Here is a 24,628-nt window from a genome sequence, read left to right as displayed (position 1 = left end):
GTATGACTTCGGACCAAGAGCTTCCGTCCGGTCCTCACATCCCTGTATTGCTGCGCCCGCTGCTCAAGGCGGTCGCACCTGTATCTGGGCGCTGGCTGGATGGCACCTTTGGCGCGGGCGGTTACACGCGCGCCTTGCTTGATGCGGGGGCAGAGCAGGTGATCGCGGTGGATCGCGATCCGCTGGCCTTTGAGATGGCCAAGGCCTGGGCCGATCAATATGGCGACCGTCTGGTGCAGCAGCAGGGTGTTTTCTCCCGCATGGACGAATATGCGCAGGACCTTGATGGGGTGGTGCTGGATCTTGGCGTCTCTTCCATGCAGCTTGATCTTGCGGAACGCGGCTTTTCCTTCATGAAAGACGGCCCCCTTGATATGCGCATGTCGCAAGAGGGGCCTTCGGCCGCCGACCTGGTGGCAGAGCTTGGCGAAGAAGAGCTGGCTGACATCCTGTTCCATTTCGGCGAGGAGCGCGCCAGCCGCCGCATTGCCCGCGCCATCGTCAAGGCACGCGCGCTGGAGCCGATCACAACCACGCTGCAACTGGCGAGCATCGTCGAATCCTGTCTGCCGCGCCCCAAGCCGGGCCAGTCCCACCCCGCAACCCGCAGCTTTCAGGCGCTGCGCATCGCGGTGAATGCCGAGTACGATGAGCTGTTCGAAGGGCTGCTCGCCGCTGAGCGCGCGCTGAAGCCCGGCGGTCTATTGGCCGTCGTGACTTTCCATTCGGTCGAGGACCGCATGGTCAAACGGTTTTTCCAGTACCGCGCAGGAAAGACGGGGCGGGCAAACCGCTATGCTCCTGAGATCGAAGAGACACCCGCACAGTTCGAAATCGTCACCCGCAAGGCCATCGGCCCCGATGAGCAGGAGCTTGCTGAGAACCCCCGCTCCCGCTCGGCCCGACTTCGGGTAGGGCGGCGCACGGATGCGGCGCCGCAGCCCATCTCGGCCCGGGAATTGGGCATGCCACAGTTGAAGGAGGCGCGCAAATGAAGTCGCTTTTGTATGCCGTCACTGCTTTGGCGGTCTTTGGTCTGGCCTTTTGGGCCTACCGGGAGAATTACGCCACCCAGCAGGTCCTGAAAGAAACGCGGCAGTTGCAGCAGGCGATCGGCGCGGCTCAGGTGCGCCTCGGGGTGCTCAAGGCCGAATGGGCCTATCTCAACCGACCGGACCGGCTGATCGGTCTGGCCGAGCTGAACTTTGACACCCTCGGTCTGCTGCCTCTGCGCCCCGATCAGTTCGGCCGCGTCGACGAGGTGGCCTATCCGCGTCCACCTGAACTGCAGATCACACAGGGTGTCGATGTATCGGGGTTGAATGCGGCTTCCGGCGGGGAGGATCAGCCATGATCCGCACGCCCCTGCGTCCACTGGCCCGGATCCTGAATGCCCGCGCCAAGGGGCAGAACCCCGATGTGATCGAAAAGGAAAACATCCGCCTGCGTCACGAAGACATGCAGGCCAGGGCCCGCCAGCGCGCCGAAGGGCGGCTTCTGGTGCTTGGAGTCTTTTTTGTCTGCGCCTATGTGGCCGTGGTCGGGCGGATGGGGGTTCTGGCCACATCCGAGCCCAGCGAGCCGGTCGCCAGTGCGGTGGGCAGCGCCATCGCGGCGCAGCGCGCAGACATAGTGGATCGCAAGGGGCGGATCCTTGCGACCAATTTCGAGACACACTCTCTTTACGCTCAGCCTCAACAGATGATCGATCCCGAAGGCGCCGCGACGCGCCTGGCCGAGATTTTTCCGGATCTGGATCGCGACGAGTTGATCGAGGACTTCACTGGAAAGCGCAAGTTCCTGTGGATAAAGAAGAAAATAAGTCCGGAACAAAAGCAGGCGGTGCATGATATCGGCGATCCCGGTCTGCTGTTCGGCCCGCGCGAGATGCGCCTTTATCCCAATGGCAGCGTTGCGGCGCATGTCCTGGGGGGCGCCGGTTTCGGCAAGGAAGGCGTCTCGGCCGCCGAGGTCATCGGTGTGGCCGGTGTCGAGAAAGAGTTTGACGACTACCTGCGCGACCCGGCCAATGGTGATCGCCCCCTGCAGCTGTCGCTTGATCTCACCGTGCAGGCCGCAGCCGAGCGGGTTCTGGATGGCGGCATGAAGCTGATGAACGCCAAGGGGGCGACCTCGATCCTGATGGATGTGCACACGGGCGAGGTCATCTCGGTTGTTTCATTGCCCGATTTCGATCCCAATGATCGCCCGCGTCCGCCGACCTCGGGCTTTGATCCGTCGGTCAGCCCGCTGTTCAACCGTGCGGTGCAGGGGGTTTACGAGCTTGGCTCCACCTTCAAGATCTTCACCGCCGCCCAGGCGATTGATCTGGGGCTGGTGTCATCCGACACGGTGATCGACACGCGCGGCCCCTTGCGTTGGGGAAAATTCGCGATCCGCGATTTTCACAACTACGGCAATGCCTTGACGGTCAGTGAGATCATCGAGAAATCGTCGAATATCGGCACGGCCCGCCTTGCGCAGCAGATCGGTGCGGATCGTCAGCGGGCGTTTCTGGAAGATCTTGGCATGCTTGAGCCAACCCCGGTCGAGATCGTCGAGGCACGCGGCGGTCAGCCGCTCACGCCAAAGAACTGGTCCGAACTCTCGGCGATGACGATCTCTTATGGTCATGGCATTTCCACGACGCCCATGCATCTGGCGGCGGGTTATGCGGCCATCGCCAATGGCGGCTATCATGTCAACCCGACGGTCCTGAAGCAGAATGGCCCCCGGCACGGTGAGCGGGTGATGTCGACCGAGGCCGCGGATGCTGCGCGCCTGATGCTGCGCCGTGTGGTTACAGAAGGTACTGCCAGCTTTGCCCGGGTTCCGGGGTACCAGGTCGGCGGCAAGACCGGTACCGCCGACAAGCCGAAACCGCGCGGCGGCTACTATGAGGACAGGGTGATCGCGACCTTTGCCTCGATCTTCCCGTCGAGCAATCCGAGGTATGTTCTCGTGGTCACCCTCGATGAGCCTTCGGTGATTGCCTACGGCGAGGAGCGCCGCACCGCCGGCTGGACGGCCGTGCCCGTGGCCGCCGAAATGGTAAAACGCATCGCCCCCCTTCTGGGTCTCAGACCGCAAGTTGAACCTCCTCAACTGACTGATATAACCCTCACCTCAAACTGACGATTGGCGAGGGTGCCCCGATGAGTCGCACTTCTGAACAGGACAGGCCGACGCCGCGGCGGCTGAGCAAGCTTGGCCTCACGGCCCGAGGCGGCGCGGATCCGGTGATTTCGGACCTTGTGGTGGACAGCCGCAGGGTGCGGGAGGGCGCCCTGTTTGCGGCCCTGCCGGGTAGCACGGTGCATGGCGCCAATTTCATTTCTGCCGCGCTGGCCCAGGGGGCAGCTGCGATCCTGACCGATGCCGCAGGGGCCGATCTGGCCACCCGCCCGCTGGCCGAAAGCCATGCAGCGCTGATCGTGGTCGAAGATCCCCGTCAGGTGCTTGCCTATACTGCCGCGCTTTGGTTCGGCTCCCAGCCGCAGACCATGGTCGCGGTCACCGGCACCAATGGAAAGACCTCTGTTTCGACATTTGTGCGCCAGATCTGGATGGCCATGGGCCATGAGGCGGTGAACCTTGGCACCACGGGCGTTGAAGGCGCCTGGAGCTATCCCTTGGCCCACACCACGCCCGAGCCGATCACCCTGCATCGCGCTTTGGCGGCGGCTGCCTCCGCCGGGGTTACTCATGCGGCGATGGAGGCCTCCTCTCACGGTCTCGATCAGCGGCGCCTTGACGGTGTGCACCTGGCGGCAGCGGGGTTCACCAATCTCAGCCAGGATCACCTCGACTATCACCACACGTTCGAAGAGTATTTTGCCGCCAAGGCGGGCCTCTTCCGCCGGGTTCTGCCGGAAGAGGGGGTTGCCGTCATCAACATGGATGATCCGCGTGGTACCGAAATGCGTGCCATTGCGGCGGCCCGCGGGCAGGAGGTGATAACCGTTGGGCGCGGCCTTGGGGATCTTTCCCTTGTCGGGCAGCGCTATGACGGCACCGGGCAGGACATCCGGTTCTCCTGGCATGACCGGCCCTTCATGGCGCGGCTCAATCTAATTGGCGGGTTTCAGGCCGAGAACGTTCTGATGGCCTGCGGTCTGGTGATCGCCAGCGGAGAAGAGCCGGAGCGGGTGTTTGAGACGTTGGGGGAGCTCACCACGGTGCGGGGGCGGATGCAACTGGCCGCAACGCGCGACAACGGTGCCTCGGTCTTTGTCGATTACGCCCATACGCCCGATGCGGTCTCGACCGCGATCAAGGCGCTGCGCCCGCATGTTCTGGGCCGTCTCATTGCCATCGTCGGCGCAGGGGGCGACCGGGACAAGGGCAAGCGTCCGCTGATGGGCAAGGCGGCCCATGACAACGCGGATATGGTGATCGTGACCGATGACAACCCGCGCAGCGAGGATCCCGCCGTGATCCGCGCGGCGGTGAAGGGCGGCGCACCGGACGCACTGGAAGTGGGGGATCGCGCCGAAGCGATTCTGCGCGGCGTGGCCGCTCTGGAGCCGGGTGATGCCCTTCTGGTCTGCGGCAAGGGGCATGAGACCGGCCAGGTGGTGGGCAGCGATACCCTGCCTTTTGATGATGTGGAGCAGGCCAGCATGGCCGTCGCCGCGCTGGATGGAAAAACCGTATGAGCACAGCCCTCTGGACCGCAGCCGAAGCTGCCGCCGCCACCGGTGGGCAAGCCCTTGGAGACTGGAACGTCACCGGTGTTTCCATTGATACCCGCACCTTGCAAACGGGCGACCTTTTTGTGGCGCTGAAGGCTGCGCGCGATGGACATGACTTTGTCGCGCAGGCGCTCACGGCAGGGGCAGGGGCCGCTCTGGTGTCGCGCATTCCCGAAGGGTTGGCCGAGGGCGCGCCGCTTCTATTGGTGGAGGATGTGCAGACCGGGCTTGAGGCGCTGGGCCGCGCCGCCCGCGCCCGCACCAAGGCGCGTGTGGTGGCCGTGACTGGGTCCGTGGGGAAAACCTCGACCAAGGAAATGCTGGCGCGCATTCTGTCCGATCAGGGGCGCACCCATGCCGCCGTGGCCAGCTACAACAACCACTGGGGCGTGCCGCTGACCCTGGCGCGGATGCCGCGGAACACCGAGTTTGCGGTGATCGAGATCGGAATGAACCACCCCGGCGAAATTGCGCCGCTGGCGCGGCAGGCCCGCCCTCATGTGGCCATGGTCACAACGGTGGCGGCCGTGCATCTGGAGGCCTTTGACGATGTGGCAGGAATTGCCCGCGAAAAGGCTTCGATCATCGACGGGCTGGAGCCGGGCGGCACTGCAGTGCTGAATGCAGATGTCACCGAGGCACAGATCTTGGGAGAAGTTGCCAAGACTGCTGGAGCCGCGATCCTTTGGTTCGGCCGTCAAGGCGCGGAGGCCCGCCTGCTGGACGTGCGCCTGAGTGGCGAGGAAACCGTCGCGACGGCCGAAATACTTGGCGGTGAAGCCGAGCTGCACATCCAGTCCCTTGGCGCTCATTTTGCGATGAACGCTCTTGGCGCGCTTCTCTGTGCCGAGGCGCTCGGTGCGGACCTTGGCAGGGCCGTCGCCAGTCTTGCGCTCTGGTCGCCTGTCACCGGGCGCGGTGCGCGCGAAACGGTCGAACTTGCAGCCGGGCACGTGCTTCTGCTCGATGACAGCTACAATGCCAATCCGACCTCGGTGAAGGCAGCGCTGGACGTGCTGGCGGCGACGCCGGTCGGGGCGGGCGGACGCCGCATTGCCTATCTGGGCGACATGAAGGAACTGGGCCCGCAGGAGGCAAACCTGCATCGCGCCATGGCTGCGCACCCGGCGCTGGCAGATGTCGATCAGGTGCATTGCATCGGCCCGCTGATGCACAATCTGTTCGATGCGCTGCCCGAGAACAAACGCGGCAGCTGGCAAGACGTCAGCGCGGACTGCGTGGCGGAACTGGCGGGGCAGATTCGGGCGGGCGACATCGTGCTGGTCAAAGGCTCGCTCAGCATGAAACTGGCATCCATCGTTGACGGCATCCGTGATTTGGGCCATGGCAGCGCGAACCTAGATGCGAACAATACCAAGTGAGGACCGGCTGACATGCTCTATTGGCTGACGGCGCTGTCGGATGGCGGTGATTTCTACAACCTCTTCCGCTACATCACCTTCCGTGCAGGCGGGGCCTTCATGACGGCGCTGGTCTTTGGCTTTCTGTTCGGGCAGCCCCTGATCAATGTGCTGCGCAAGCGGCAGGGCAAGGGACAGCCGATCCGCGATGACGGCCCCGAGGCGCATCTGTCGAAGGCCGGCACGCCGACCATGGGCGGCTTGCTGATCGTGGGGGCACTGATCACCTCGACGCTTTTGTGGGCGCGCTGGGACAACGCCTTTGTATGGCTGGTCCTGTTTGTGACACTGTCTTTTGCACTCATCGGCTTTGCCGATGACTATGCCAAGGTTTCGAAGCAGAACACCGCCGGGGTGCCGGGCAAGGTGCGGCTGGGGCTTGGCATCCTGATCGCCCTGATCGCGGCCATCTGGGCTGCCGCCTATCACCCGGAGACGCTGCAGAACCAGTTGGCCCTGCCGGTGTTCAAGGACACCCTGATCAATCTCGGCCTTTTCTACGTGCCGTTCTCGATCTGCGTGATCGTGGGCGCGGCCAATGCTGTGAACCTGACCGACGGGCTGGATGGCCTTGCCATCATGCCGGTGATGATCGCCGGCGGTACGCTGGGCGTGATTGCCTATGCCGTGGGCCGGGTCGATTTCACGGAATACCTGGACGTGCACTATGTGCCCGGAACGGGAGAGATCCTGATCTTTGCCGCAGCCCTCTTTGGCGCAGGTCTCGGGTTCCTGTGGTACAATGCGCCGCCCGCTGCTGTCTTTATGGGCGATACCGGCTCGCTGGCCCTCGGCGGGGCGCTGGGCGCCATTGCGGTCGCCACCAAGCACGAGCTGGTTCTGGCCATCGTGGGCGGGCTATTTGTGGTAGAGGCCCTGAGCGTCATCATTCAGGTGCTTTACTTCAAACGCACCGGCAAGCGTGTCTTCCTGATGGCGCCGATCCATCACCATTACGAGAAGAAGGGCTGGGCAGAGCCGACCATCGTGATCCGGTTCTGGATCATCTCGCTGATCCTCGCGATGATCGGTCTTGCGACGCTGAAAGTCCGCTAGAACCAGGTCGCACTTGGGACATGAGAAGGGGGCTGCGGCCTCCTTTTTCATGTGAGTGGCCCGGGGGGCTCCCGCCCCCTTTTGGCGGACAAGGTCCGCCCGGCAGGGGTTGGGCATGGCACGCGCCTTGCGGCGCGTGCGGGCGCCGAGTGTGATGTCTTGCAAAGCCCTTTTCGCCGGTGCACTCTGCGCCGAAATTTGATCAAAGGATGAGGGTGCGAATGATCCCTGTACGCGGATTTGAGGGCGCAAAGGTCGCCGTTCTGGGGCTGGGGCGTTCGGGTCTTGCCACGGCGCGGGCGCTGCGCGAAGGCGGAGCGATCCCGGTCTGCTGGGATGACAATCCGGGGGCGAGGGAGCGGGCCGAGGCGGAGGGATTCTCCTGCTCCGATCTGAGCCGCGCGGGCGCTTTTGATGAGGTTGCGACGCTGATCGTCTCGCCCGGCATTCCGCATCTTTATCCCAAACCCAATCCGGTGGTGCGTGCGGCCCTTTGGGCGGGGGTGCCGGTGGACAACGACATCGGGCTGTTCTTCCGATCTGTTGCAACGGGAGAGTGGGACGAGTTCGATCAGCCTCCCAAGGTGGTGGCGATCACCGGATCGAACGGCAAGTCCACCACGGTGGCCCTGCTGCAGCACATTCTTGAGGAGGCGGGTCGCGACAGCCAGATGGCCGGCAATATAGGGCGCGGGGTTCTGGATATCGACGCGCCGGGCGATGGCGGCGTGGTGGTGCTGGAGCTGTCGAGCTACCAGACCGAACTTGCGCGCGCCCTGACGCCGGATGTGGCGGTCTTTACCAACCTCAGTCCCGACCATCTTGACCGGCACGGCGGTATGGGCGGCTATTTCGCGGCCAAGCGGCGCCTGTTCTCCGAAGGCGGGCCGGACCGGGCCATCATCGGCGTTGACGAGGACGAGGGGCTGTTCATGGCGGGGCAGCTTGCGGAGGCGGCAAGCGATGACCGGGTGATCCGCATTTCGGCGGCGCAGAAGCTGACCGGTCCGGGCTGGCAGGTCTTCGCCCGCAAGGGGTTCCTCAGCGAGTATCGCAAAGGGCGGCAGGTTACCTCGATCGATCTGCGGCCCATGCAGGGGCTGCCGGGCGCACACAACCATCAGAACGCCTGCGCGGCCTATGCGGCGGCCCGCGCGCTGGGACTGGCGCCCCGCCTGATCGAAGCGGCGCTGGCCAGCTATCCGGGGCTGCCGCACCGCAGCCAGACCATCGCCGAAGCGAACGGCGTGCGCTACGTCAACGACAGCAAGGCGACCAATGTGGATAGCGCCGCAAAAGCTCTGAATGCCTTCGGGAGCATCCGGTGGATTTGTGGCGGGCTTGAAAAGGACGGCGGTCTTGACGCGCTGAAAGGTCAGACGGCGGCTGTGCGCAAGGCTTATGTGATTGGCCGGGAAGCGGCGGGGTTTGCCATGCAGCTGGATGTGGAGGCCGAGGTCTGTACGACAATGGAGGCAGCGGTCGCGCGGGCGATGGAGGAGGCCGAGAACGGCGACACTGTCCTTCTGGCCCCGGCGGCGGCCAGTTTCGACCAATACGACAACTTCGAGCAGCGCGGTGAGGATTTCATTGCCGAGGTCCGGAAGAAGCTGGGCTAGGGACAGGGGGTCGGGTTCACCCAAGCGGAAATCCGATCCGAAGCCATCCTCGCCTGACTTTGCCTTGCCAAACCCGCCGTCGCGGCGCAAGCAAAATGGCCGTCTCCCCGCCCCGGGCGGGGCCCCTCGGCAATTTGGCTGGCGCAGCTCTGCCAGGTTCGGCGGTCGGGCTGCAGGCGAGGGTGGCTCCGAAGCGGAAATTCCGGGGGGCGGCGCGGCTCAGCCTTTGGTCGCGATGGCAGTGCCTGCCGCATGGCCCGAGGCCCAGGCCCACTGGAAGTTGTATCCACCCAGCCAGCCGGTGACATCGACCGCTTCGCCAATGGCGTAAAGGCAGGGTCGGGATTGGGCCTCCATCGTTTTTGAAGACAGCGCATCGGTGTCGATGCCACCCAAGGTGACCTCGGCGGTGCGATAGCCCTCCGTGCCGCCCGGCGTCAGGTGCCAGTCGGTGAGCTGGTTGCAGAGCGCCTGCAATGCAGCGTCGGACTGATCGGCAAGGCGGGCCGAAAGATCGTGAGCCGGGGCCAGCGCCTCTTTCAGGTGGTCCACCAGCCGCGCGGGCAGGTGGCGGGCCAGTTCGGTTGCGATGGCGCGTTTGCCTGCTGTCTGTCGCTGAGCGCGCAACAGTGAAAAGAGATCAATCTGCGGCGCAAGGTTTGCCGCGATCTCTTCGCCCTCACGCCAGTAGGAGGAAAGCTGCAGCACCGCAGGCCCCGACAGGCCCCGATGGGTGAACAGGAGCGCTTCGTCAAAGCTGGCGCGCGCATTTGAAAGGCGCGCGGGCAGCGACACCCCCGCGAGCGAGGAAAAGCGGCCGTCGGGGAAGGTGAGGGGCACAAGGGCAGGGCGGGTTTCTGTGACCGGCAGGCCGAACTGGCGGGCGAGGTCATAGGCGAGGCCGGTTGCGCCCATCTTTGGGATCGACTTGCCGCCCGTGGCCAGCACAAGGTTGCGGCAGGTGACGGTCTGGAGCCTGCCCTCCTTGCGCAGCGAAAGGGTATAGCTCTCGCCGTCTTGGCTGACGTGTTCGATCTCGGTTTGCAGCCAAAGCTCGGCGCCTGCGGCCTTCAGCTCTTCCACCAGCATGGCGACGATCTGCTTGGCCGAGCCATCGCAGAACAACTGGCCGAGGGTCTTTTCATGCCAGGCGATGCCATGGCGATCCACCAGCGAAATGAAATCCCATTGCGTGTAGCGGGCCATGGCCGATTTGCAGAAGTGAGGGTTGCTTGACAGGTAATTGCTTGGCTCGGCGTAAAGGTTGGTGAAGTTGCAGCGCCCGCCGCCAGAGATGCGGATCTTTTCGCCCGGTGCCTTGGCGTGGTCGACAACAAGCGTGTGGCCGCCCGCGTGGGTTGCGCACATCATGCCGGCGGCGCCGGCCCCGAGAATCACGGTGTTGAACTGCATGAGGGGCATCGACCACGGAACGGCGAAGGGTGCAAGGGCGGGCCGCTGACCGGGCAGGCCCGCAAAAACCTGCCGGATGCGAATCATGGCGCTGGCCTGATGGGCGTTTTCGGGTTACTGTTTCGCTACAGACCCCGAAAAGGGGCGTATCACGAGGCAAACAGTAGCGGTGTTTCCATGACTGAAATGGTCTATGGTGCGGTTCCCGTACAATCGGGCGAACCCATCCTTCCCAAATGGTGGCGGACGTTGGACAAGTGGACCATGTCCTGCGTCCTGATGCTTTTTGTGCTGGGCCTGCTCTTGGGGCTTGCCGCCTCGGTGCCCCTGGCCGAGCGCAACGGCTTTGGCAGTTTTCATTATGTGCAGCGTCAGGTCGTCTTTGGAGGTGTGGCCCTGGTGGCCATGGTGCTGACCTCGATGATGTCGCCCACGCTGGTGCGGCGCCTTGCGATCGTCGGCTTTGCCTTTGCTTTTGTGGCACTTGCGCTGCTGCCGATCTTTGGGACCGATTTCGGCAAGGGTGCGGTGCGGTGGTATTCGCTTGGTTTTGCCTCGCTGCAGCCCTCCGAATTCCTGAAGCCCGGCTTTGTGGTTGTCGCCGCCTGGATGATCGCCTCAAGCCAGCAGATCAACGGCCCACCGGGGACGCTGATCTCCTTTGGCCTTTGCGTGAGCGTGGTCCTCATGCTGGTGATGCAGCCCGACTTTGGACAGGCCTCGCTGACGCTGTTTGGCTGGGGTGTGATGTATTTCGTGGCCGGCGCGCCGATGCTGCTCTTGGTGGGGATGGCAGCCATCGTGGTGATGGGCGGTGTTCTGGCCTATTCCAGCTCGGAGCACTTTGCCCGCCGCATCGATGGCTTCCTCAGTCCTGATGTCGATCCCACCACGCAGCTTGGTTATGCCACCAATGCGATCCGCGAAGGCGGTCTCTTCGGGGTAGGTGTCGGCGAAGGGCAGGTGAAATGGTGGCTGCCGGATGCCCATACGGATTTCATCGTCGCCGTCGCGGCCGAGGAATACGGGTTGGTGATGGTCACCGTGCTGATCGGGCTATACGCCACCGTCGTCGTGCGCTCTCTGTTCCGGCTGATGCGCGAACGCGACACCTTTGTGCGCCTTGCTGGTACGGGGCTCGTGTGCATGTTCGGCGTGCAGGCGATGATCAACATGGGTGTGGCCGTGCGGCTTTTGCCTGCCAAAGGCATGACCCTGCCGTTCGTGAGCTACGGTGGCTCCTCCCTGATTGCCACCGGCATTGCCATGGGTATGCTGCTGGCCTTTACGCGGACGCGCCCACAGGGCGAGATCGCGGACTACCTGCGCGGCCGTGGGCGCGGCTGAGGCAACTGGAACAAAGCGGCGAAGTGACATGACGGACAGACTGCTCTTGATGGCCGCGGGCGGCACCGGTGGACATATGTTCCCGGCACAGGCTCTGGCCGAGGTGATGCTGGCACAGGGCTGGCGGGTGAAACTGTCGACCGATGCGCGCGGCGCCCGCTATACCGGCGCCTTCCCCGAAGGCGTTGAGATCACCGAGGTCCCCTCGGCGACCTTTGCCCGTGGTGGCATCCTGGCCAAGGCCTTGGTCGGCCCAAAGATTGCAGGCGGTATCGCCAGCATGGCCCTGCAGATGCGCCGGGACCGGCCGGACGTGGTGGTCGGCTTTGGCGGCTATCCGTCTATTCCGGCGCTGGGGGCCGCGACCCTTCTGGGTATGCCCCGGATGATCCACGAACAGAACGGTATTCTGGGCCGCGTGAACCAGCTTTTTGCCAAACGGGTGGCCAAAGTTGCCTGCGGCGTCTGGCCAACGGATCTGCCCGAAGGAGCAACGGGTGTACATGTGGGCAACCCGGTGCGCGGCGCCGTTCTGGAGCGGGCAGGCGCAGCCTATATCCCGCCGGGCGATTACCCGATGTCGGTGCTGGTGATGGGCGGCAGCCAGGGCGCGCGTATCCTGTCGGACGTGGTGCCCGGCGCCATTGCCGCCCTGCCGGAGGACATCCGCCGCCACTTGCGCGTCGCGCATCAGGCGCGGGAAGAGGATGGTGAGAGGGTCGCCGCATTCTATGCTGAGCATGGCATCAAGGCCGAAGTGCAGCCTTTCTTTCACGACGTGCCCGCGAGGATGAGCGAGGCGCAGCTGGTGATTTCGCGGTCCGGCGCTTCCTCGGTCGCCGATATCTCTGTCATCGGGCGGCCGTCGATCCTTGTTCCCTTCGCGGCAGCTGCAGGTGATCACCAGACCGCCAATGCGCGTGGGCTGGTCGACGCAGGCGGAGCGATCCTGATTCCGGAAAGTGCCCTTGACGTTTCGGCCCTGTCAGAGCAGATCACGGCCGTTCTGAGCAACCCGCAAGGGGCTACTCAGATGGCAAATGCAGCACTCAGCACCGGCGTTCCCGATGCCACCACACGCCTGGTGGCCCTGGTCGAGCAGCTGGCCGAAGAAGGAAAATAGAGACATGACACCAGCCACCAAACTGCCCGGAGACGTCGGCCCGATCCATTTCGTCGGCATCGGCGGTATCGGTATGTCGGGCATTGCTGAGGTGCTCTTGAACCTTGGCTATGTGGTGCAGGGCTCAGACCTCAAATCCTCCAAGATCACCCAACGGCTCGAAGGACTGGGGGCGCTTGTCTTCGAAGGACAGCGGGCCGAAAACCTTGAGGACGCCGAGGTCGTGGTGATTTCCTCCGCGATCAAGCCGGGCAATCCGGAGCTCGACGAGGCGCGCCGCCGCGGCCTGCCCATCGTGCGCCGAGCGGAAATGCTGGCCGAGCTGATGCGCCTCAAGTCAAACATCGCCATTGCCGGCACCCACGGCAAGACGACGACAACCACGATGATGGCCGAACTGATGGTGGCCGGGAACTTTGACCCGACCGTGGTCAACGGCGGGATCATCCACGCCTATGGTTCGAATGCGCGCATGGGGCAGGGTGAATGGATGGTGGTCGAAGCCGATGAGAGCGACGGCACCTTCAACCGTCTGCCCGCGACCATCGCCGTGGTGACCAATATCGACCCCGAGCATATGGAGCATTGGGGCGACTTCGACACTTTGCGGGACGGGTTCTACAACTTTGTCTCCAACATCCCCTTTTATGGTGTCGCCGTATGCTGCACCGACCATCCCGAAGTGCAGTCCCTGGTGGGGCGCATCACCGACCGCCGCATTGTCACCTATGGTTTCAACGCCCAGGCCGATGTGCGCGCCGTGAATCTGACTTACAAGGCGGGCGTGGCCCATTTCGACATTCTCCTTCAGGCCGAGGGCAGGAAGATCGAAGGCTGTACCCTGCCGATGCCCGGTGATCACAATGTCTCAAACGCCCTGTCGGCGGTGGCTGTTGCGCGCCATCTTGGAATGAAGGGTGAGGAGATCCGCGCCGCCCTCGCGGCTTTTGGTGGCGTGAACCGCCGTTTCACCAAGGTGGGTGAGGTGGATGGCGTGACCATCATCGACGACTATGGCCATCACCCGGTAGAGATCGCCGCGGTGCTGAAGGCAGCGCGTCAGGCGATTGGCACCGACAGTGATGCCCGCGTCATTGCCGTGCACCAGCCGCACCGCTATTCGCGCCTGTCCTCCCTGTTTGACGATTTCTGTGCCTGTTTCAACGATGCCGATGTGGTTGCCATCGCCGAAGTCTTTGCCGCCGGCGAAGACCCGATCGAGGGGGCCAGCCGCGACGATCTGGTTGCAGGCCTCATCCGCCACGGCCACCGCCATGCCCGCGCCATCCTGAGCGAAGACGATCTGGAGCGCCTCGTGCGTGAACAGGCCCGCCCCGGTGACATGGTCGTTTGCCTGGGGGCCGGCACGATCAGCGCCTGGGCGAACGGCCTGCCGGACCGCCTGAAACAGAGCAAGTAGCGATCTGAAAAGGAAACACCATGGCAGAGCCGCTGAAACGCCGTATTGGACTGGGTCTTCTGACCGCTTACGGCGTCGGCGTCATGGTCGGTGCGGGGATCTACGTCCTGGTGGGGGCCGTTGTTGCCGATGCCGGCATCTGGGCGCCGCTTGCCTTCATTCTTGCAGGTCTTATCGCCGCGCCCACCGCGCTTAGTTATGCGGAGTTCTCGACCCGCCTGCCCGAAGCCGCCGGAGAGGCCGCCTTCGTCGGGCAGGGGTTTTCCTCGCAAGCGATGGCGCTTCTGGTCGGGCTGGCCGTTGTCGTGGCCGGGACGGTCTCGGCCGGTGCGGTCCTGCGCGGCGGGGCAGGCTATCTGACGGCGGCCACCGGCGTGGATGGCTCATTGGCCATCATCGCCATGGGGCTCGCGCTGGTTGCCGTGGCGGTGATCGGCGTCCTCGAGAGCCTGTCGCTGGCCGCCCTGTTCACGGCGATCGAGATTGTCGGTCTTGCACTGGTGATCTGGGCGGGTGGCACGGCCGAACCTTCTGCTGACTGGGCGGCGCCCATGGGGCTGCCGGACATTTCGGTCTGGGCAGGGGTGGGCCTTGGCGCGGTGCTGGCCTTCTTTGCCTTCATCGGCTTTGAGGATATCGTCAACATGGCCGAGGAGGTCTCCGAGCCGACGCGCATCATGCCGCGGGCGATCCTGCTGTCGCTGGCGATCACGTCGATCGTCTATGCACTGGTGTGCTGGGCGGCGGTGCGTACGGTGCCGGTGGCGGACCTCTCCCAATCCTCCAGCCCGCTGGCGCTGGTCTGGCAGGTGGCGCGCGGCTCAAACGCCGATTTTCTGTCCTATATCGCGGTTTTTGCAGCGCTCAACGGCGTTCTGGCGCAGATCGTCATGGCGTCCCGCGTACTGTTTGGTCTTGGCAAGCGCACGCCCGCGCTTGGTCTCTTTCGCCATGCGCACCCAAGGTTTGGAACGCCGGTACTGGCCACCCTGGTGCTGGGCGCCGCAGTAATCCTGACTGGCCTGTTCTTTTCGGTCGGGCGTCTGGCTGAAGTTACCTCTTCGGTGCTGCTCTCGGTCTTCGTTCTGGTGAACCTTGCGCTGATCCTGCAAAAGCGCCGAGCGCCCGGCGCAGCCTTCCAGGTGCCGATGGCGGTGCCGGTGGTCGGTTTTATCCTGTCGGCCATCGCGCTGATCACCGCGCTGGGAGGCATGCTGTGACCCTGTCCCTGACCCTGGCCGCTGTTTGGGCGTTGGCTGCCAACCTTCTGGCGATGCTGCCCAGCCGGGACAACCACTGGCGCCGCGCCTATGCGCTGATCGCCGTGGGGATCCCGATCCTTGGCTATGTCACCTATGAGAACGGCCCCTGGTGGGGGCTGGCGGTTCTGGTCGCGGGGATGAGCGTGTTGCGTTGGCCCGTGATCTATTTCGGTCGCTGGCTGCGCGAGCACGTCCCATTCGGATCGAGGCGCTGAACGAGGTGGCCTCATTAGTCGTTGGATTGCTTGCTGCATTGAGTCTGATTGCGGGCTTGTTGGGGAAGGTCAGGCTCTTCTTGATTGTCTTCGCTGCGGTCTGGCTGTTAATCGCAGCAGTGACTTACTATGACTATCAGGTTCACGTTGTACCGGGTTTCGGAGTTGAGGACGGCGGCGATGGATTGGGGATCGGATTTGCCTTTGCACTTGCCTACATGGGGACCAGTTTTGTCGCCATGTTCGGCGCATTCTGCATCGGGTTTGCAGTCAGTTCACTGGCACGCTGGATGAAAACACTATGACACTGACCAACTACAACCTCCCCCAAGTGCGCGGACGCCTGACCGAAGGACGCAGCCTGTCGGAGCTGACCTGGCTGCGTGTGGGCGGGCCTGCGGATGTGCTGTTTCAGCCCGCGGATCTTGCGGATCTGCAGAACTTCCTGCGCGCCTTGCCTGTGGCAGTAGAGGTCTTTCCCATGGGGGTCGGCTCGAACCTGATTGTGCGCGATGGAGGCATCCGCGCGGTGGTGATCCGCCTTGGGCGCGGTTTCAACCAGATCGAGATTGACGGCGATACCGTCACCGCAGGAGCGGCGGCGCTGGACGCCCATGTGGCGCGCAAGGCGGCCGATGCGGGGCTGGACCTGACCTTCTTGCGGACCATTCCGGGGTCCATCGGTGGCGCCGTGCGGATGAACGCGGGCTGCTATGGGTCTTACACGGCGGATGTGTTCCAGTCGGCGACCGTGGTTACCCGCAGGGGCGAGGTCAGGGAGCTGAGCGCCGAGGATCTGCAGTTCGCCTATCGTCAGACACAGTTCCCCGAAGGCGCGGTTCTGGTGTCTGCCACGTTCAAGGCACCCAAAGGGGATCCGGAAGCGCTGCATGCACGCATGGAAGAACAACTGAGGAAACGGGATGAGACCCAGCCGGTCAAGGACCGCTCGGCCGGCTCCACGTTCCGCAATCCTGCGGGATACTCCTCGACCGGGCAGGCGGGGGATGTGCATGATCTGAAGGCCTGGAAGGTTATTGACGATGCGGGCCTGCGCGGCGCGCGCCTTGGCGGGGCGCAGATGAGCGAGAAACACTCGAACTTCCTGATCAATACGGGCGATGCAACCGCCGCAGACCTTGAAGGATTGGGCGAAAAAGTGCGCGAAACGGTGCTCAAGGCCTCAGGCATCACGCTCCAGTGGGAGATCATGCGCGTGGGCGATCCGCTGCCAGATACGGCGCCGGAGTGACCACACCCATGCACCGATGCGCAATTGACACGTCTTGCGCAGATCGGCGTTGATTTGGCTGGATCGCGATGCAAAACTCGGGCTAGAAAGAGACATCCATTAAGGATGGTAAAGAGGACGTTAAGGTCCCGGTAACTCTTTGGGCAGTATGATGACCTGCGGGATGTGATTTGTCACAGCTCGCATGGCTCAATTGCCTTCAGATGTGCAGCAACAGGGTCTCCGTCGCTTGTGCGGGGGCGATCCGAGAAAAAGAAAACGTGGGCCACGCAATGGTCCCGAGAAACAAGGGCGAATGGCCCGATAGGATTGAGGCGCTTGTGGTGAGTTTGTCGAGCAGGGCACTCCCGAAAGTGGCGGTACTGATGGGCGGCCCCTCGGCTGAACGCGAGGTGTCCCTGTCGTCCGGGCGTGAATGTGCCGCCGCGCTGAGGGGTGAAGGCTTTGAGGTTGTCGAAGTGGATGCGGGTCGCGATCTGTGCGCCCGGCTTGAGGCCGTAAAGCCTGACGTTGTCTTCAATGCGCTTCATGGCCGCTGGGGCGAAGACGGTTGCGTTCAGGGCCTCCTCGAGTGGATGCGCCTGCCTTACACACATTCCGGGGTTCTGGCCTCGGCCATCGCGATGGACAAGGAGCGCAGCAAGGCCATGTTCCGCGCTGCCGGGCTTCCTGTCGTGGATAGCGGCCTTTACGAGCGGACCGAGGTTGAAACGCGTCATGTGATGGCGCCGCCTTACGTGGTGAAGCCGAACAACGAAGGCTCAAGCGTCGGTATCTACCTCGTGCATGAGGCCGCAAACGGGCCGCCGAAACTCTCCGATGAGATGCCCGCTCAGGTCATGGTGGAAACCTATGTGCCTGGCCGTGAGTTGACCGTGACGGTGATGGGCGACAGGGCGCTGACCGTCACCGATATCCTGACCGACGGCTGGTATGACTATGATGCAAAGTATCAGCCGGGCGGCTCGCGCCATGTGCTTCCTGCAGACCTGCCGCAGGAGATCTTTGATCTGTGCCTCGCACATGCCAAGCTCGCTCATGATGTGCTGGGCTGCCGCGGCATGAGCCGGACCGATTTCCGCTGGGATGAGGCGCGCGGCGTCGACGGGTTGATCATCCTGGAAACCAATACGCAGCCGGGGATGACCCCGACCTCGCTTGCGCCGGAGCAGGCCGAGCATTCGGGAGTCCCGTTCGGTCAGCTCTGCGCCTGGATGGTGGAGGATGCCTCATGCGATCGCTGATCCGTCGCAAGATCAAAGGGCAGGGCGGGGCGGCTGATCCGGCGCCATCGCGGCTGAAGTATCGTTTCCAGCGCTGGATGCTGACCCCTGGTATTCGCTTTGGTCTGCGCTTTGGTCTGCCGCTGTGCCTGATTGGTGTGGCAGCGGCCGGTTTCATGGCCGACGAGGCGCGCAGAGATGCCGTCTGGGGCACGGTTCACGCCATCCGCGCCTCTATTGAGGACCGCCCGGAATTCCGGGTGAATGTAATGGCGATCGATGGCGCGGGCACCAGCGTTTCGGAAGATATCCGCGAGGTGGTGCCGCTGGACTTCCCGGTCAGCTCCTTCGACCTTGATCTTGCGCAGATCCGGGACCTGATCGAAGGGTTGGACCCGGTCAAGACCGCCAGCGTGCGCATCCGCCCCGGCGGCATTCTGCAGATCGACGTGGAAGAGAGGCAGCCGGCTCTGATCTGGCGCAGCCGTGATGGCCTTGCGCTGCTGGATGAGACGGGCGCCCATGTGGCCGAGCTGGGGCGGCGCAGCCTGCACCCGGATCTGCCTTTGATTGCGGGAAAGGGCGCGGCGGACCATGCGCCAGAAGCCCTGCGCCTGTTTGCTGCGGCCAAACCGCTTGGATCGCGTTTGCGCGGGCTCGTGCGCGTGGGCGAGCGGCGCTGGGATGTAGTGCTGGACCGTGGTCAACGCATCATGCTGCCCGAAGTGAACCCGGCGCGCGCGCTGGAGCGGGTGATCGTGGTCAGTGAGGTCAGGGACCTGTTGGAGCGCGACGTGTCAGCGGTGGATATGCGTATTGCCGAGCGTCCGACGGTTCGGATGACGCAGGCGGCTGTGGAAGACTGGTGGCGGATCAGGGAAATGAATGGCGGGGGGCTGTAGGATGACAGACTTGTATCAATCTCAGCGTGCCATGCGGCAGATGCGGCGCCAGGCTTTGCAGCGAGGCGTTGTGGCGATTCTGGATGTGGGCAGCTCAAAGATTGCCTGCCTTGTCCTGCGTTTTGACGGGGTAGGAGATCTGAGCGAAGACGGCTCGATTGGCTCGCTTGCAGGCCAGTCCGGCTTCCGTGTCATCGGCGCCGCCACCACGCGGTCTCGCGGGGTTCAGTTCGGCGAGATTTCCGCCATGCAGGAAACCGAACGCGCCATTCGCACGGCCGTTCAGGCCGCGCAAAAGATGGCGGGTGTGCGTGTAGATCACGTGATCGCCTGTTTTTCAGGTGCGAACCCGCGCTCTTATGGTCTCGATGCCACGGTGGAGCTGCAGGGCCAGGAAGTCTCGGAGAATGAGATCGCCCGCGTTCTGGCGGCCTGTGAGGTGCCGGATTATGGCGCGGGGCGAGAGGTGATCCATGCGCAGCCGGTGAACTTTGCTCTTGATAACCGCTCGGGCCTGTCTGACCCGCGGGGCCAGATGGGGCAGACCCTGTCGGTGGATATGCATATGCTGACGGTCGATGCCTCCACGGTGCAGAACCTGATGCGCTGCATACAGCGCTGCGATCTGGAACTGGCGGGAATTGCCTCCTCCGCCTATGCCTCGGGATATGCGGCCCTCGTCGAAGACGAGCAGGAGCTTGGAGCGGCCTGCATCGATATGGGAGGGGGCTCTACCTCGATCTCGATCTTCATGAAGAAGCACATGATCTACGCCGACGCAGTGCGCATGGGCGGCGATCACATCACAAGTGACATCTCGATGGGGCTTGGTGTTCCAATGGCCAACGCGGAGCGGATCAAGACCTTCTGTGGCGGGGTCCATGCCACGGGCGCGGATGATCGCGACATGATCGACATCGGCGGCGATACAGGCGATTGGGAACATGACCGGCGCACCGTCAGCCGGGCCGAGCTGATCGGCATCATGCGGCCGCGTGTCGAGGAGATCCTCGAAGAGGTCCGTGTGCGCCTTGATGCGGCGGGCTTTGAATACCTTCCCAGCCAGCAGGTCGTCTTGACGGGCGGGTCGAGCCAGATCATGGGGCTGGACTCTTTGGCGAGCCGCATTCTGGGCCAGCAAGTGCGCCTTGGGCGGCCGTTGCGGGTCCACGGTCTTCCGCAATCGGCCACCGGGCCGGGGTTCGCCTCTGCCGTGGGGCTCAGCCTGTTTGCTGCGCATCCCCAGGATGAGTGGTGGGACTTTGAAATGCCGGTGGACCGCTATCCGGCGCACTCACTCCGGCGCGCGTTCAGGTGGTTCAAGGATAACTGGTGACGTCGGCAAGGCCGTGTCTTGCGGCGGCAGCGATGCGGCAGCGAAAAAAACTTCTTTGTCCCCACCTATGCCCCGTGACAGAGCCGTTGATTGGCGTTAGATTCTTGTTAACGGACGCGAAAAGCGACGAGTCAAATGGCCGGGCAGTGGCCAAACCGCGATACCCGAGGATCTGATCCGGTGGCCAGAAGGGCGCCGGGGTGCGCTGGTTTTTGTGTGGTGTCCCCCTTTGGGCCGCTACATCTGTCTCGTTCGGCGAAATACCGCGAAAAAATGTGGGGCGAGGCCCATATTTTGTGACGTATTTCGCTTTTTGGGATGACGTGAGTCCGTGCCTGCGGTACAGTTTTCGCAGAAAAGTCAGGAAAAGGCCCTTGCGGGAGGGCTGTAAACACAGGCGGAAAAGAGCATGACATTGAACCTCTCGTTGCCCGGACAGGAAGAGTTGAAGCCCAAGATCACCGTGTTTGGTGTTGGTGGTGCCGGTGGTAACGCGGTCAACAATATGATCGCAAAGGCGCTTGAGGGGGTCGATTTCGTCGTCGCCAACACGGACGCACAGGCCCTGCAGCAAAGCGCTGCAAAAAGCCGGATCCAGCTCGGAATCAAGGTCACCGAAGGTCTGGGCGCGGGTGCCCGTCCGCAGGTCGGTTCGGCTGCTGCGGAAGAAAGCATCGAACAGATCGTGGATCATCTGGCGGGCGCGCATATGTGCTTTATCACCGCTGGCATGGGCGGTGGCACCGGCACTGGCGCTGCGCCGATCATCGCGCAGGCCGCGCGGGAGCTGGGCGTTCTGACCGTCGGTGTCGTGACCAAACCCTTCCAGTTTGAAGGCGGCAAGCGCATGCGCCAGGCCGAGGACGGCGTTGAGGCGCTGCAGAAGGTCGTCGATACGCTGATCATCATCCCGAACCAGAACCTGTTCCGCCTGGCCAATGAGAAGACCACCTTCACCGAGGCCTTCTCGATGGCGGACGATGTGCTTTATCAGGGCGTCAAAGGCGTCACCGACCTGATGGTCCGTCCGGGCCTTATCAACCTCGACTTTGCCGATGTGCGCGCCGTGATGGACGAGATGGGCAAAGCGATGATGGGCACCGGCGAGGCCGAGGGCGAAGATCGCGCCATCCAGGCCGCTGAAAAGGCGATTGCAAACCCGCTGCTGGACGAAATCTCCCTGCGCGGTGCGCGCGGCGTTCTGATCAACATCACCGGCGCCCATGATCTGACCCTGTTCGAGCTGGACGAGGCCGCCAACCGCATCCGCGAAGAGGTGGATCCGGATGCCAATATCATCGTCGGCTCCACTCTCGACACCGAGATGGAAGGCAAAATGCGCGTGTCTGTGGTTGCCACCGGGATTGATGCGTCCGAGGTGAACACCGACATGCCGGTTCCGCGCCGCCCGATGGCCGCTCCTCTGAAAAAGACCGTGAGCGTCGAAGAAACCCGCGCTGCGCCGCTTGAGCTGGATACGCAGGTTGAGCAGCCCGCAGAAGCCGTCGCCGCCGAAAGCGTCGAAGCCCCCGAACCGAGCCTGTTTGAGGGTATGGAAACCGCGCCCGCTGCAGCTCAGGCAAGCCAGCCCGCTGAGCAGTCCGAAGTTTACGACGATGACGGGTTGCCGCCGCCGGCCTATCAGCCTCAGGTGCCCGCATTCCAGCCCCAGGCTGACGTCGCCGAACCGGCTGCCGAGGCGTTTGTCGCGCCCAAGCCCCCTGCGCCAGGTACGCCGTCCCAGGATGCCATCGTGCGTTTGCAGGCTGCTGCGCAAAAGGCCCAGGCCCAGCAGGCTCCGCAGCAGCAGCGCCCGGTATCGGCGCCCCAGCAGGCCGCGCCCCAACCGCAGGAGCAGCGCCGTTTTGGTCTGAACTCCCTGATCCACCGGATGACAGGCAGCGCTGCAGAAGGCGCCGAGGCCAAGTCTCATTCAGTGCGTCAGCAGCCGCCGGCACCCCAACAGGCGGCGGCTCCACAGGCCGCCCGGCAGCCCGCTCAGCAGGCTGACCCGGATCAGGAACGTATCGAAATCCCGGCTTTCCTGCGTCGCCAGGCGAACTGAAGCGCTTGAATATTTCAAAAAGGGGGCTGCCGTTTGGCGGCCCTTTTTCTTTTATAACAATGCATTAAGCCCTACTGAGCAGGGTTTTGCCTATCCGTTACACCCATGTTTCAATCCGTTACAAAGATTGAGTTGAGGCCTTTGCCGAGACTCCTTACCTATCGTCCACAAGCCAGTCCCAGTAGGCTGGACGCAGATGGATGAGGCACAAGGTGCAGAATACCCTGAAAGCAGCGGTGACATTTGAAGGTACGGGCCTGCATTCCGGACAGCCCGCGCGCATGGTGCTGCGGCCCGCTCCGGCAGGTCATGGCATTCGCTTCAAGCGGACCGACATCGCTTTGGGGGATCGCATCATTCCAGCGCGCTGGGACTACGTGGAACGTACGGCTTTGTGTACGCGCCTCGTGAATGCCGCTGGCGTGTCCGTCTCTACCGTCGAACATGTGATGGCTGCGCTCGCAGGCTGCGGTGTCCACAACGCCCTGGTCGAGATCGACGGCCCGGAAGTCCCGATCCTTGATGGCTCTTCGGCCCCCTTTGTGCGCGGTATCATGCAAGAGGGTGTGCGTCGGCTGGATGCGCCGGTTCAGGCGCTGCAGGTCCTCAAGGAGGTCAGCGTCGAAAAGGACGGGGCCAAGGCAACCCTGTTGCCCAGCGACCGGCTGGTGATCGAATTCCATATCGACTTCTCGGAGAAGGGGATCGGTCGCCAAAGCAAGGAGTTGGATCTGCGCAACGGTGCCTTTGCCCGTGAGCTTTGCGACAGTCGCACCTTTTGCCGCCGCGCTGATGTCGAGGCGATGCAGGCCAATGGTCTGGCCTTGGGCGGTGTGCCTGGCGAGAATGCGATTGTTTTTGATGGCGACAGCATCGAAAGCGGCGAAGGTCTGCGCCACGGTGATGAACCGGTGCGCCACAAGATGCTCGATGCACTGGGCGATCTGGCACTGGCGGGTGCACCGATCATGGGCCGCTACATCGGTGAGCGTGCAGGCCACGCTCTCACCAACACGCTGCTGCGGGCGCTGTTTGCGACTCCGGGCGCCGTGCGGTTGGTTGAATGCGACGCCGCCATGGTGGCGCGTCTTCCGGGGCAGGGGCTTGTCTGGGGCGAAATCCCCCGAGAAACCCGCCGGGTTGCCTGAGCCGACCATCAGGTCCACCAGCATATTGGACGGTGCGGGACGCCCCTGCGCCTCTTGGAGTATGTGTCGTCGGAACGTCTGTTCCGGCTTTGGGCGCTGACCGGGTGCTCTCTGGGCGGCGGCAGCGCTTGACCAATGCGGGCAATCTCTGCCAAGTGAGGGTCAAGGTGGGTTATTGGCGTTTTGCACGCTTAATGAATGTGCTAGACCGGGCTGAACCGGGGGCGGACACCCGCGAGTCATATGCGGTAAGGTGAGGCAAACATGATCGGCATCAGGGCAGGAGCCAAATTCATCGGCGCGGTTCTTGTGATGGCTGTGCTGTCGGGCTGCGGCGGCGACGGTGGAGCCGCGGAGAGTTCAACCCCGCTGGACGACTATACGCCCAAGCAGATTTTCGAGCGCGGTGAATTCGAACTGCAGCGCAATCGCTCAAAGGACGCAGCCTTCTACTTCTCCGAGATCGAGCGGCTGTATCCCTATTCAGAGTGGGCAAAGCAGGCGCTGATCATGCAGGCCTATTCCCTGCACAGATCCAAGGACTACGAAAACAGCCGCGCCGCTGCGCAGCGGTTCATCGACTTCTACCCGACCGAGGAAGACGCCGCCTATGCGCAGTATCTTCTTGCGCTCAGCTATTATGACCAGATTGACGAGGTTGGCCGGGATCAGGGTCTGACCTTTCAGGCCCTGCAGGCGCTGCGCACCGTGATCGAGGTTTATCCGGATAGCGAATACGCCAGTTCGGCGATCCTTAAGTTCGATCTGGCGTTTGACCATCTGGCGGCCAAGGAAATGGAAATCGGCCGTTACTACCTGCGCAAGAAGCACTATACATCGGCCATCAACCGTTTCCGGGTGGTGGTTGAGGATTTCCAGACCACAAGCCACACGCCCGAGGCGTTGCACCGCCTGGTTGAGGCTTACCTGTCGCTTGGCCTGACAGAAGAGGCCCAGACCGCAGGCGCCATTCTTGGACATAACTACCAGTCGACCGAATGGTACGAGGACAGTTACACACTGTTGACCTCGCAAGGGCTGAAAATGCGTGACCGAGGCAACAACTGGCTGAGCCAGATCTACCGCCAGTCGATCAAAGGCCAGTGGCTGTAAGGGCGCTGGCAACGGGGCA

The 24,628-nt window shown here is 63.3% G+C and carries 21 protein-coding genes; 20 read left to right on the top strand and 1 reads right to left on the bottom strand.

Going from position 1 to position 24,628, the window contains the following annotated elements:
* Positions 1-2: 2 nt before the first annotated feature.
* The 7 genes from rsmH to murD all read left to right on the top strand — a co-directional run bounded on the left by rsmH (position 3) and on the right by murD (position 8,790).
* On the top strand, positions 3-995 hold the full coding sequence (rsmH, locus tag AADA15_RS10030; protein WP_341641429.1) for a 16S rRNA (cytosine(1402)-N(4))-methyltransferase RsmH: 993 nt from the start codon (positions 3-5) through the stop codon (positions 993-995).
* Positions 992-1,354 carry a cell division protein FtsL gene (gene ftsL, locus AADA15_RS10025; RefSeq protein ID WP_341641428.1) on the top strand — a complete coding sequence of 121 codons (363 nt, stop codon included), beginning with the start codon at positions 992-994 and terminating at the stop codon, positions 1,352-1,354. Before rsmH ends, ftsL begins: the two co-directional genes overlap by 4 nt.
* Positions 1,351-3,135, top strand: coding sequence for a peptidoglycan D,D-transpeptidase FtsI family protein (locus tag AADA15_RS10020; protein WP_341641427.1), 1,785 nt, complete (start codon positions 1,351-1,353; stop codon positions 3,133-3,135). The genes ftsL and AADA15_RS10020 overlap by 4 nt, the downstream gene beginning before the upstream one ends.
* Positions 3,136-3,155: 20 nt before the next feature.
* Entirely contained in the window at positions 3,156-4,658 is a 1,503-nt protein-coding gene (locus AADA15_RS10015; RefSeq protein WP_341641426.1) for a UDP-N-acetylmuramoyl-L-alanyl-D-glutamate--2,6-diaminopimelate ligase, read from the top strand.
* On the top strand, positions 4,655-6,076 hold the full coding sequence (locus AADA15_RS10010) for a UDP-N-acetylmuramoyl-tripeptide--D-alanyl-D-alanine ligase (RefSeq protein ID WP_341641425.1): 1,422 nt from the start codon (positions 4,655-4,657) through the stop codon (positions 6,074-6,076). The genes AADA15_RS10015 and AADA15_RS10010 overlap by 4 nt, the downstream gene beginning before the upstream one ends.
* Positions 6,077-6,088: 12 nt before the next feature.
* Positions 6,089-7,171, top strand: coding sequence for a phospho-N-acetylmuramoyl-pentapeptide-transferase (mraY, locus tag AADA15_RS10005; protein ID WP_341641424.1), 1,083 nt, complete (start codon positions 6,089-6,091; stop codon positions 7,169-7,171).
* A gap of 221 nt (positions 7,172-7,392) precedes the next feature.
* Positions 7,393-8,790: a UDP-N-acetylmuramoyl-L-alanine--D-glutamate ligase gene (gene murD, locus AADA15_RS10000; protein ID WP_341641423.1), complete on the top strand. Its 1,398-nt coding sequence runs from the start codon at positions 7,393-7,395 to the stop codon at positions 8,788-8,790.
* 219 nt (positions 8,791-9,009) lie between these two features.
* Here the strand turns inward: murD and AADA15_RS09995 are convergent, their stop codons facing one another.
* Positions 9,010-10,203: a BaiN/RdsA family NAD(P)/FAD-dependent oxidoreductase gene (locus AADA15_RS09995; RefSeq protein ID WP_341641673.1), complete on the bottom strand. Its 1,194-nt coding sequence runs from the start codon at positions 10,201-10,203 to the stop codon at positions 9,010-9,012.
* Between the two features lie 177 nt (positions 10,204-10,380).
* Between AADA15_RS09995 and ftsW the strand changes: the two genes are divergently transcribed.
* The 13 genes from ftsW (at position 10,381) to AADA15_RS09930 (ending at position 24,609) form a co-directional block, all read left to right on the top strand.
* Positions 10,381-11,550 carry a putative lipid II flippase FtsW gene (gene ftsW, locus AADA15_RS09990; RefSeq protein ID WP_341641422.1) on the top strand — a complete coding sequence of 390 codons (1,170 nt, stop codon included), beginning with the start codon at positions 10,381-10,383 and terminating at the stop codon, positions 11,548-11,550.
* A gap of 28 nt (positions 11,551-11,578) precedes the next feature.
* The gene (locus tag AADA15_RS09985) at positions 11,579-12,673 is read left to right on the top strand and encodes a UDP-N-acetylglucosamine--N-acetylmuramyl-(pentapeptide) pyrophosphoryl-undecaprenol N-acetylglucosamine transferase (RefSeq protein ID WP_341641421.1); all 1,095 of its coding nucleotides are present in this window, start codon (positions 11,579-11,581) and stop codon (positions 12,671-12,673) included.
* 4 nt (positions 12,674-12,677) lie between these two features.
* A complete protein-coding gene (murC, locus tag AADA15_RS09980; RefSeq protein WP_341641420.1) occupies positions 12,678-14,093 on the top strand; it encodes a UDP-N-acetylmuramate--L-alanine ligase in 1,416 nt (471 codons plus the stop codon).
* A gap of 20 nt (positions 14,094-14,113) precedes the next feature.
* Positions 14,114-15,313, top strand: coding sequence for an APC family permease (locus AADA15_RS09975; RefSeq protein ID WP_341641419.1), 1,200 nt, complete (start codon positions 14,114-14,116; stop codon positions 15,311-15,313).
* The gene (locus tag AADA15_RS09970; protein ID WP_341641418.1) at positions 15,310-15,570 is read left to right on the top strand and encodes a DUF2484 family protein; all 261 of its coding nucleotides are present in this window, start codon (positions 15,310-15,312) and stop codon (positions 15,568-15,570) included. The genes AADA15_RS09975 and AADA15_RS09970 overlap by 4 nt, the downstream gene beginning before the upstream one ends.
* A gap of 80 nt (positions 15,571-15,650) precedes the next feature.
* Positions 15,651-15,875, top strand: coding sequence for a hypothetical protein (locus AADA15_RS09965; protein ID WP_341641417.1), 225 nt, complete (start codon positions 15,651-15,653; stop codon positions 15,873-15,875).
* On the top strand, positions 15,872-16,822 hold the full coding sequence (gene murB, locus AADA15_RS09960) for a UDP-N-acetylmuramate dehydrogenase (protein ID WP_341641416.1): 951 nt from the start codon (positions 15,872-15,874) through the stop codon (positions 16,820-16,822). Before AADA15_RS09965 ends, murB begins: the two co-directional genes overlap by 4 nt.
* A gap of 323 nt (positions 16,823-17,145) precedes the next feature.
* Positions 17,146-18,066 (top strand): D-alanine--D-alanine ligase, encoded by a 921-nt coding sequence (locus AADA15_RS09955; protein ID WP_341641415.1) that lies wholly within the window; start codon positions 17,146-17,148, stop codon positions 18,064-18,066.
* Positions 18,054-18,947: a cell division protein FtsQ/DivIB gene (locus tag AADA15_RS09950; protein WP_341641414.1), complete on the top strand. Its 894-nt coding sequence runs from the start codon at positions 18,054-18,056 to the stop codon at positions 18,945-18,947. The genes AADA15_RS09955 and AADA15_RS09950 overlap by 13 nt, the downstream gene beginning before the upstream one ends.
* 1 nt (position 18,948) lies before the next feature.
* Positions 18,949-20,283 (top strand): cell division protein FtsA, encoded by a 1,335-nt coding sequence (gene ftsA, locus AADA15_RS09945; RefSeq protein WP_341641413.1) that lies wholly within the window; start codon positions 18,949-18,951, stop codon positions 20,281-20,283.
* Positions 20,284-20,692: 409 nt separating this feature from the next.
* Positions 20,693-22,348, top strand: coding sequence for a cell division protein FtsZ (gene ftsZ, locus AADA15_RS09940; protein ID WP_341641412.1), 1,656 nt, complete (start codon positions 20,693-20,695; stop codon positions 22,346-22,348).
* Positions 22,349-22,548: 200 nt separating this feature from the next.
* On the top strand, positions 22,549-23,496 hold the full coding sequence (gene lpxC / locus AADA15_RS09935) for a UDP-3-O-acyl-N-acetylglucosamine deacetylase (protein ID WP_341641411.1): 948 nt from the start codon (positions 22,549-22,551) through the stop codon (positions 23,494-23,496).
* Positions 23,497-23,760: 264 nt separating this feature from the next.
* A complete protein-coding gene (locus tag AADA15_RS09930) occupies positions 23,761-24,609 on the top strand; it encodes an outer membrane protein assembly factor BamD (protein WP_341641410.1) in 849 nt (282 codons plus the stop codon).
* Positions 24,610-24,628: the final 19 nt, after the last annotated feature.

The organism is Phycobacter sedimenti (assembly GCF_038148855.1).
Classification (GTDB): Bacteria; Pseudomonadota; Alphaproteobacteria; order Rhodobacterales; family Rhodobacteraceae; genus Phycobacter; species Phycobacter sedimenti.
This window is presented reverse-complemented; position numbering and strand designations above follow the sequence as displayed.

Excerpts from the sequence above, each read along its gene's own strand:
- AADA15_RS09985 (WP_341641421.1), top strand. The coding sequence starts at position 11,579 with ATGACGGACAGACTGCTCTTGATGGCCGCGGGCGGCACCGGTGGACAT.
- ftsL (WP_341641428.1), top strand. The coding sequence starts at position 992 with ATGAAGTCGCTTTTGTATGCCGTCACTGCTTTGGCGGTCTTTGGTCTG.
- mraY (WP_341641424.1), top strand. The coding sequence starts at position 6,089 with ATGCTCTATTGGCTGACGGCGCTGTCGGATGGCGGTGATTTCTACAAC.
- AADA15_RS10020 (WP_341641427.1), top strand. The coding sequence starts at position 1,351 with ATGATCCGCACGCCCCTGCGTCCACTGGCCCGGATCCTGAATGCCCGC.
- murB (WP_341641416.1), top strand. The coding sequence starts at position 15,872 with ATGACACTGACCAACTACAACCTCCCCCAAGTGCGCGGACGCCTGACC.
- murD (WP_341641423.1), top strand. The coding sequence starts at position 7,393 with ATGATCCCTGTACGCGGATTTGAGGGCGCAAAGGTCGCCGTTCTGGGG.
- AADA15_RS09975 (WP_341641419.1), top strand. The coding sequence starts at position 14,114 with ATGGCAGAGCCGCTGAAACGCCGTATTGGACTGGGTCTTCTGACCGCT.
- lpxC (WP_341641411.1), top strand. The coding sequence starts at position 22,549 with ATGAGGCACAAGGTGCAGAATACCCTGAAAGCAGCGGTGACATTTGAA.
- rsmH (WP_341641429.1), top strand. The coding sequence starts at position 3 with ATGACTTCGGACCAAGAGCTTCCGTCCGGTCCTCACATCCCTGTATTG.
- AADA15_RS09995 (WP_341641673.1), bottom strand. The coding sequence starts at position 10,203 with ATGCAGTTCAACACCGTGATTCTCGGGGCCGGCGCCGCCGGCATGATG.
- ftsZ (WP_341641412.1), top strand. The coding sequence starts at position 20,693 with ATGACATTGAACCTCTCGTTGCCCGGACAGGAAGAGTTGAAGCCCAAG.
- murC (WP_341641420.1), top strand. The coding sequence starts at position 12,678 with ATGACACCAGCCACCAAACTGCCCGGAGACGTCGGCCCGATCCATTTC.
- ftsA (WP_341641413.1), top strand. The coding sequence starts at position 18,949 with ATGACAGACTTGTATCAATCTCAGCGTGCCATGCGGCAGATGCGGCGC.
- ftsW (WP_341641422.1), top strand. The coding sequence starts at position 10,381 with ATGACTGAAATGGTCTATGGTGCGGTTCCCGTACAATCGGGCGAACCC.
- AADA15_RS10015 (WP_341641426.1), top strand. The coding sequence starts at position 3,156 with ATGAGTCGCACTTCTGAACAGGACAGGCCGACGCCGCGGCGGCTGAGC.
- AADA15_RS09930 (WP_341641410.1), top strand. The coding sequence starts at position 23,761 with ATGATCGGCATCAGGGCAGGAGCCAAATTCATCGGCGCGGTTCTTGTG.
- AADA15_RS10010 (WP_341641425.1), top strand. The coding sequence starts at position 4,655 with ATGAGCACAGCCCTCTGGACCGCAGCCGAAGCTGCCGCCGCCACCGGT.
- AADA15_RS09950 (WP_341641414.1), top strand. The coding sequence starts at position 18,054 with ATGCGATCGCTGATCCGTCGCAAGATCAAAGGGCAGGGCGGGGCGGCT.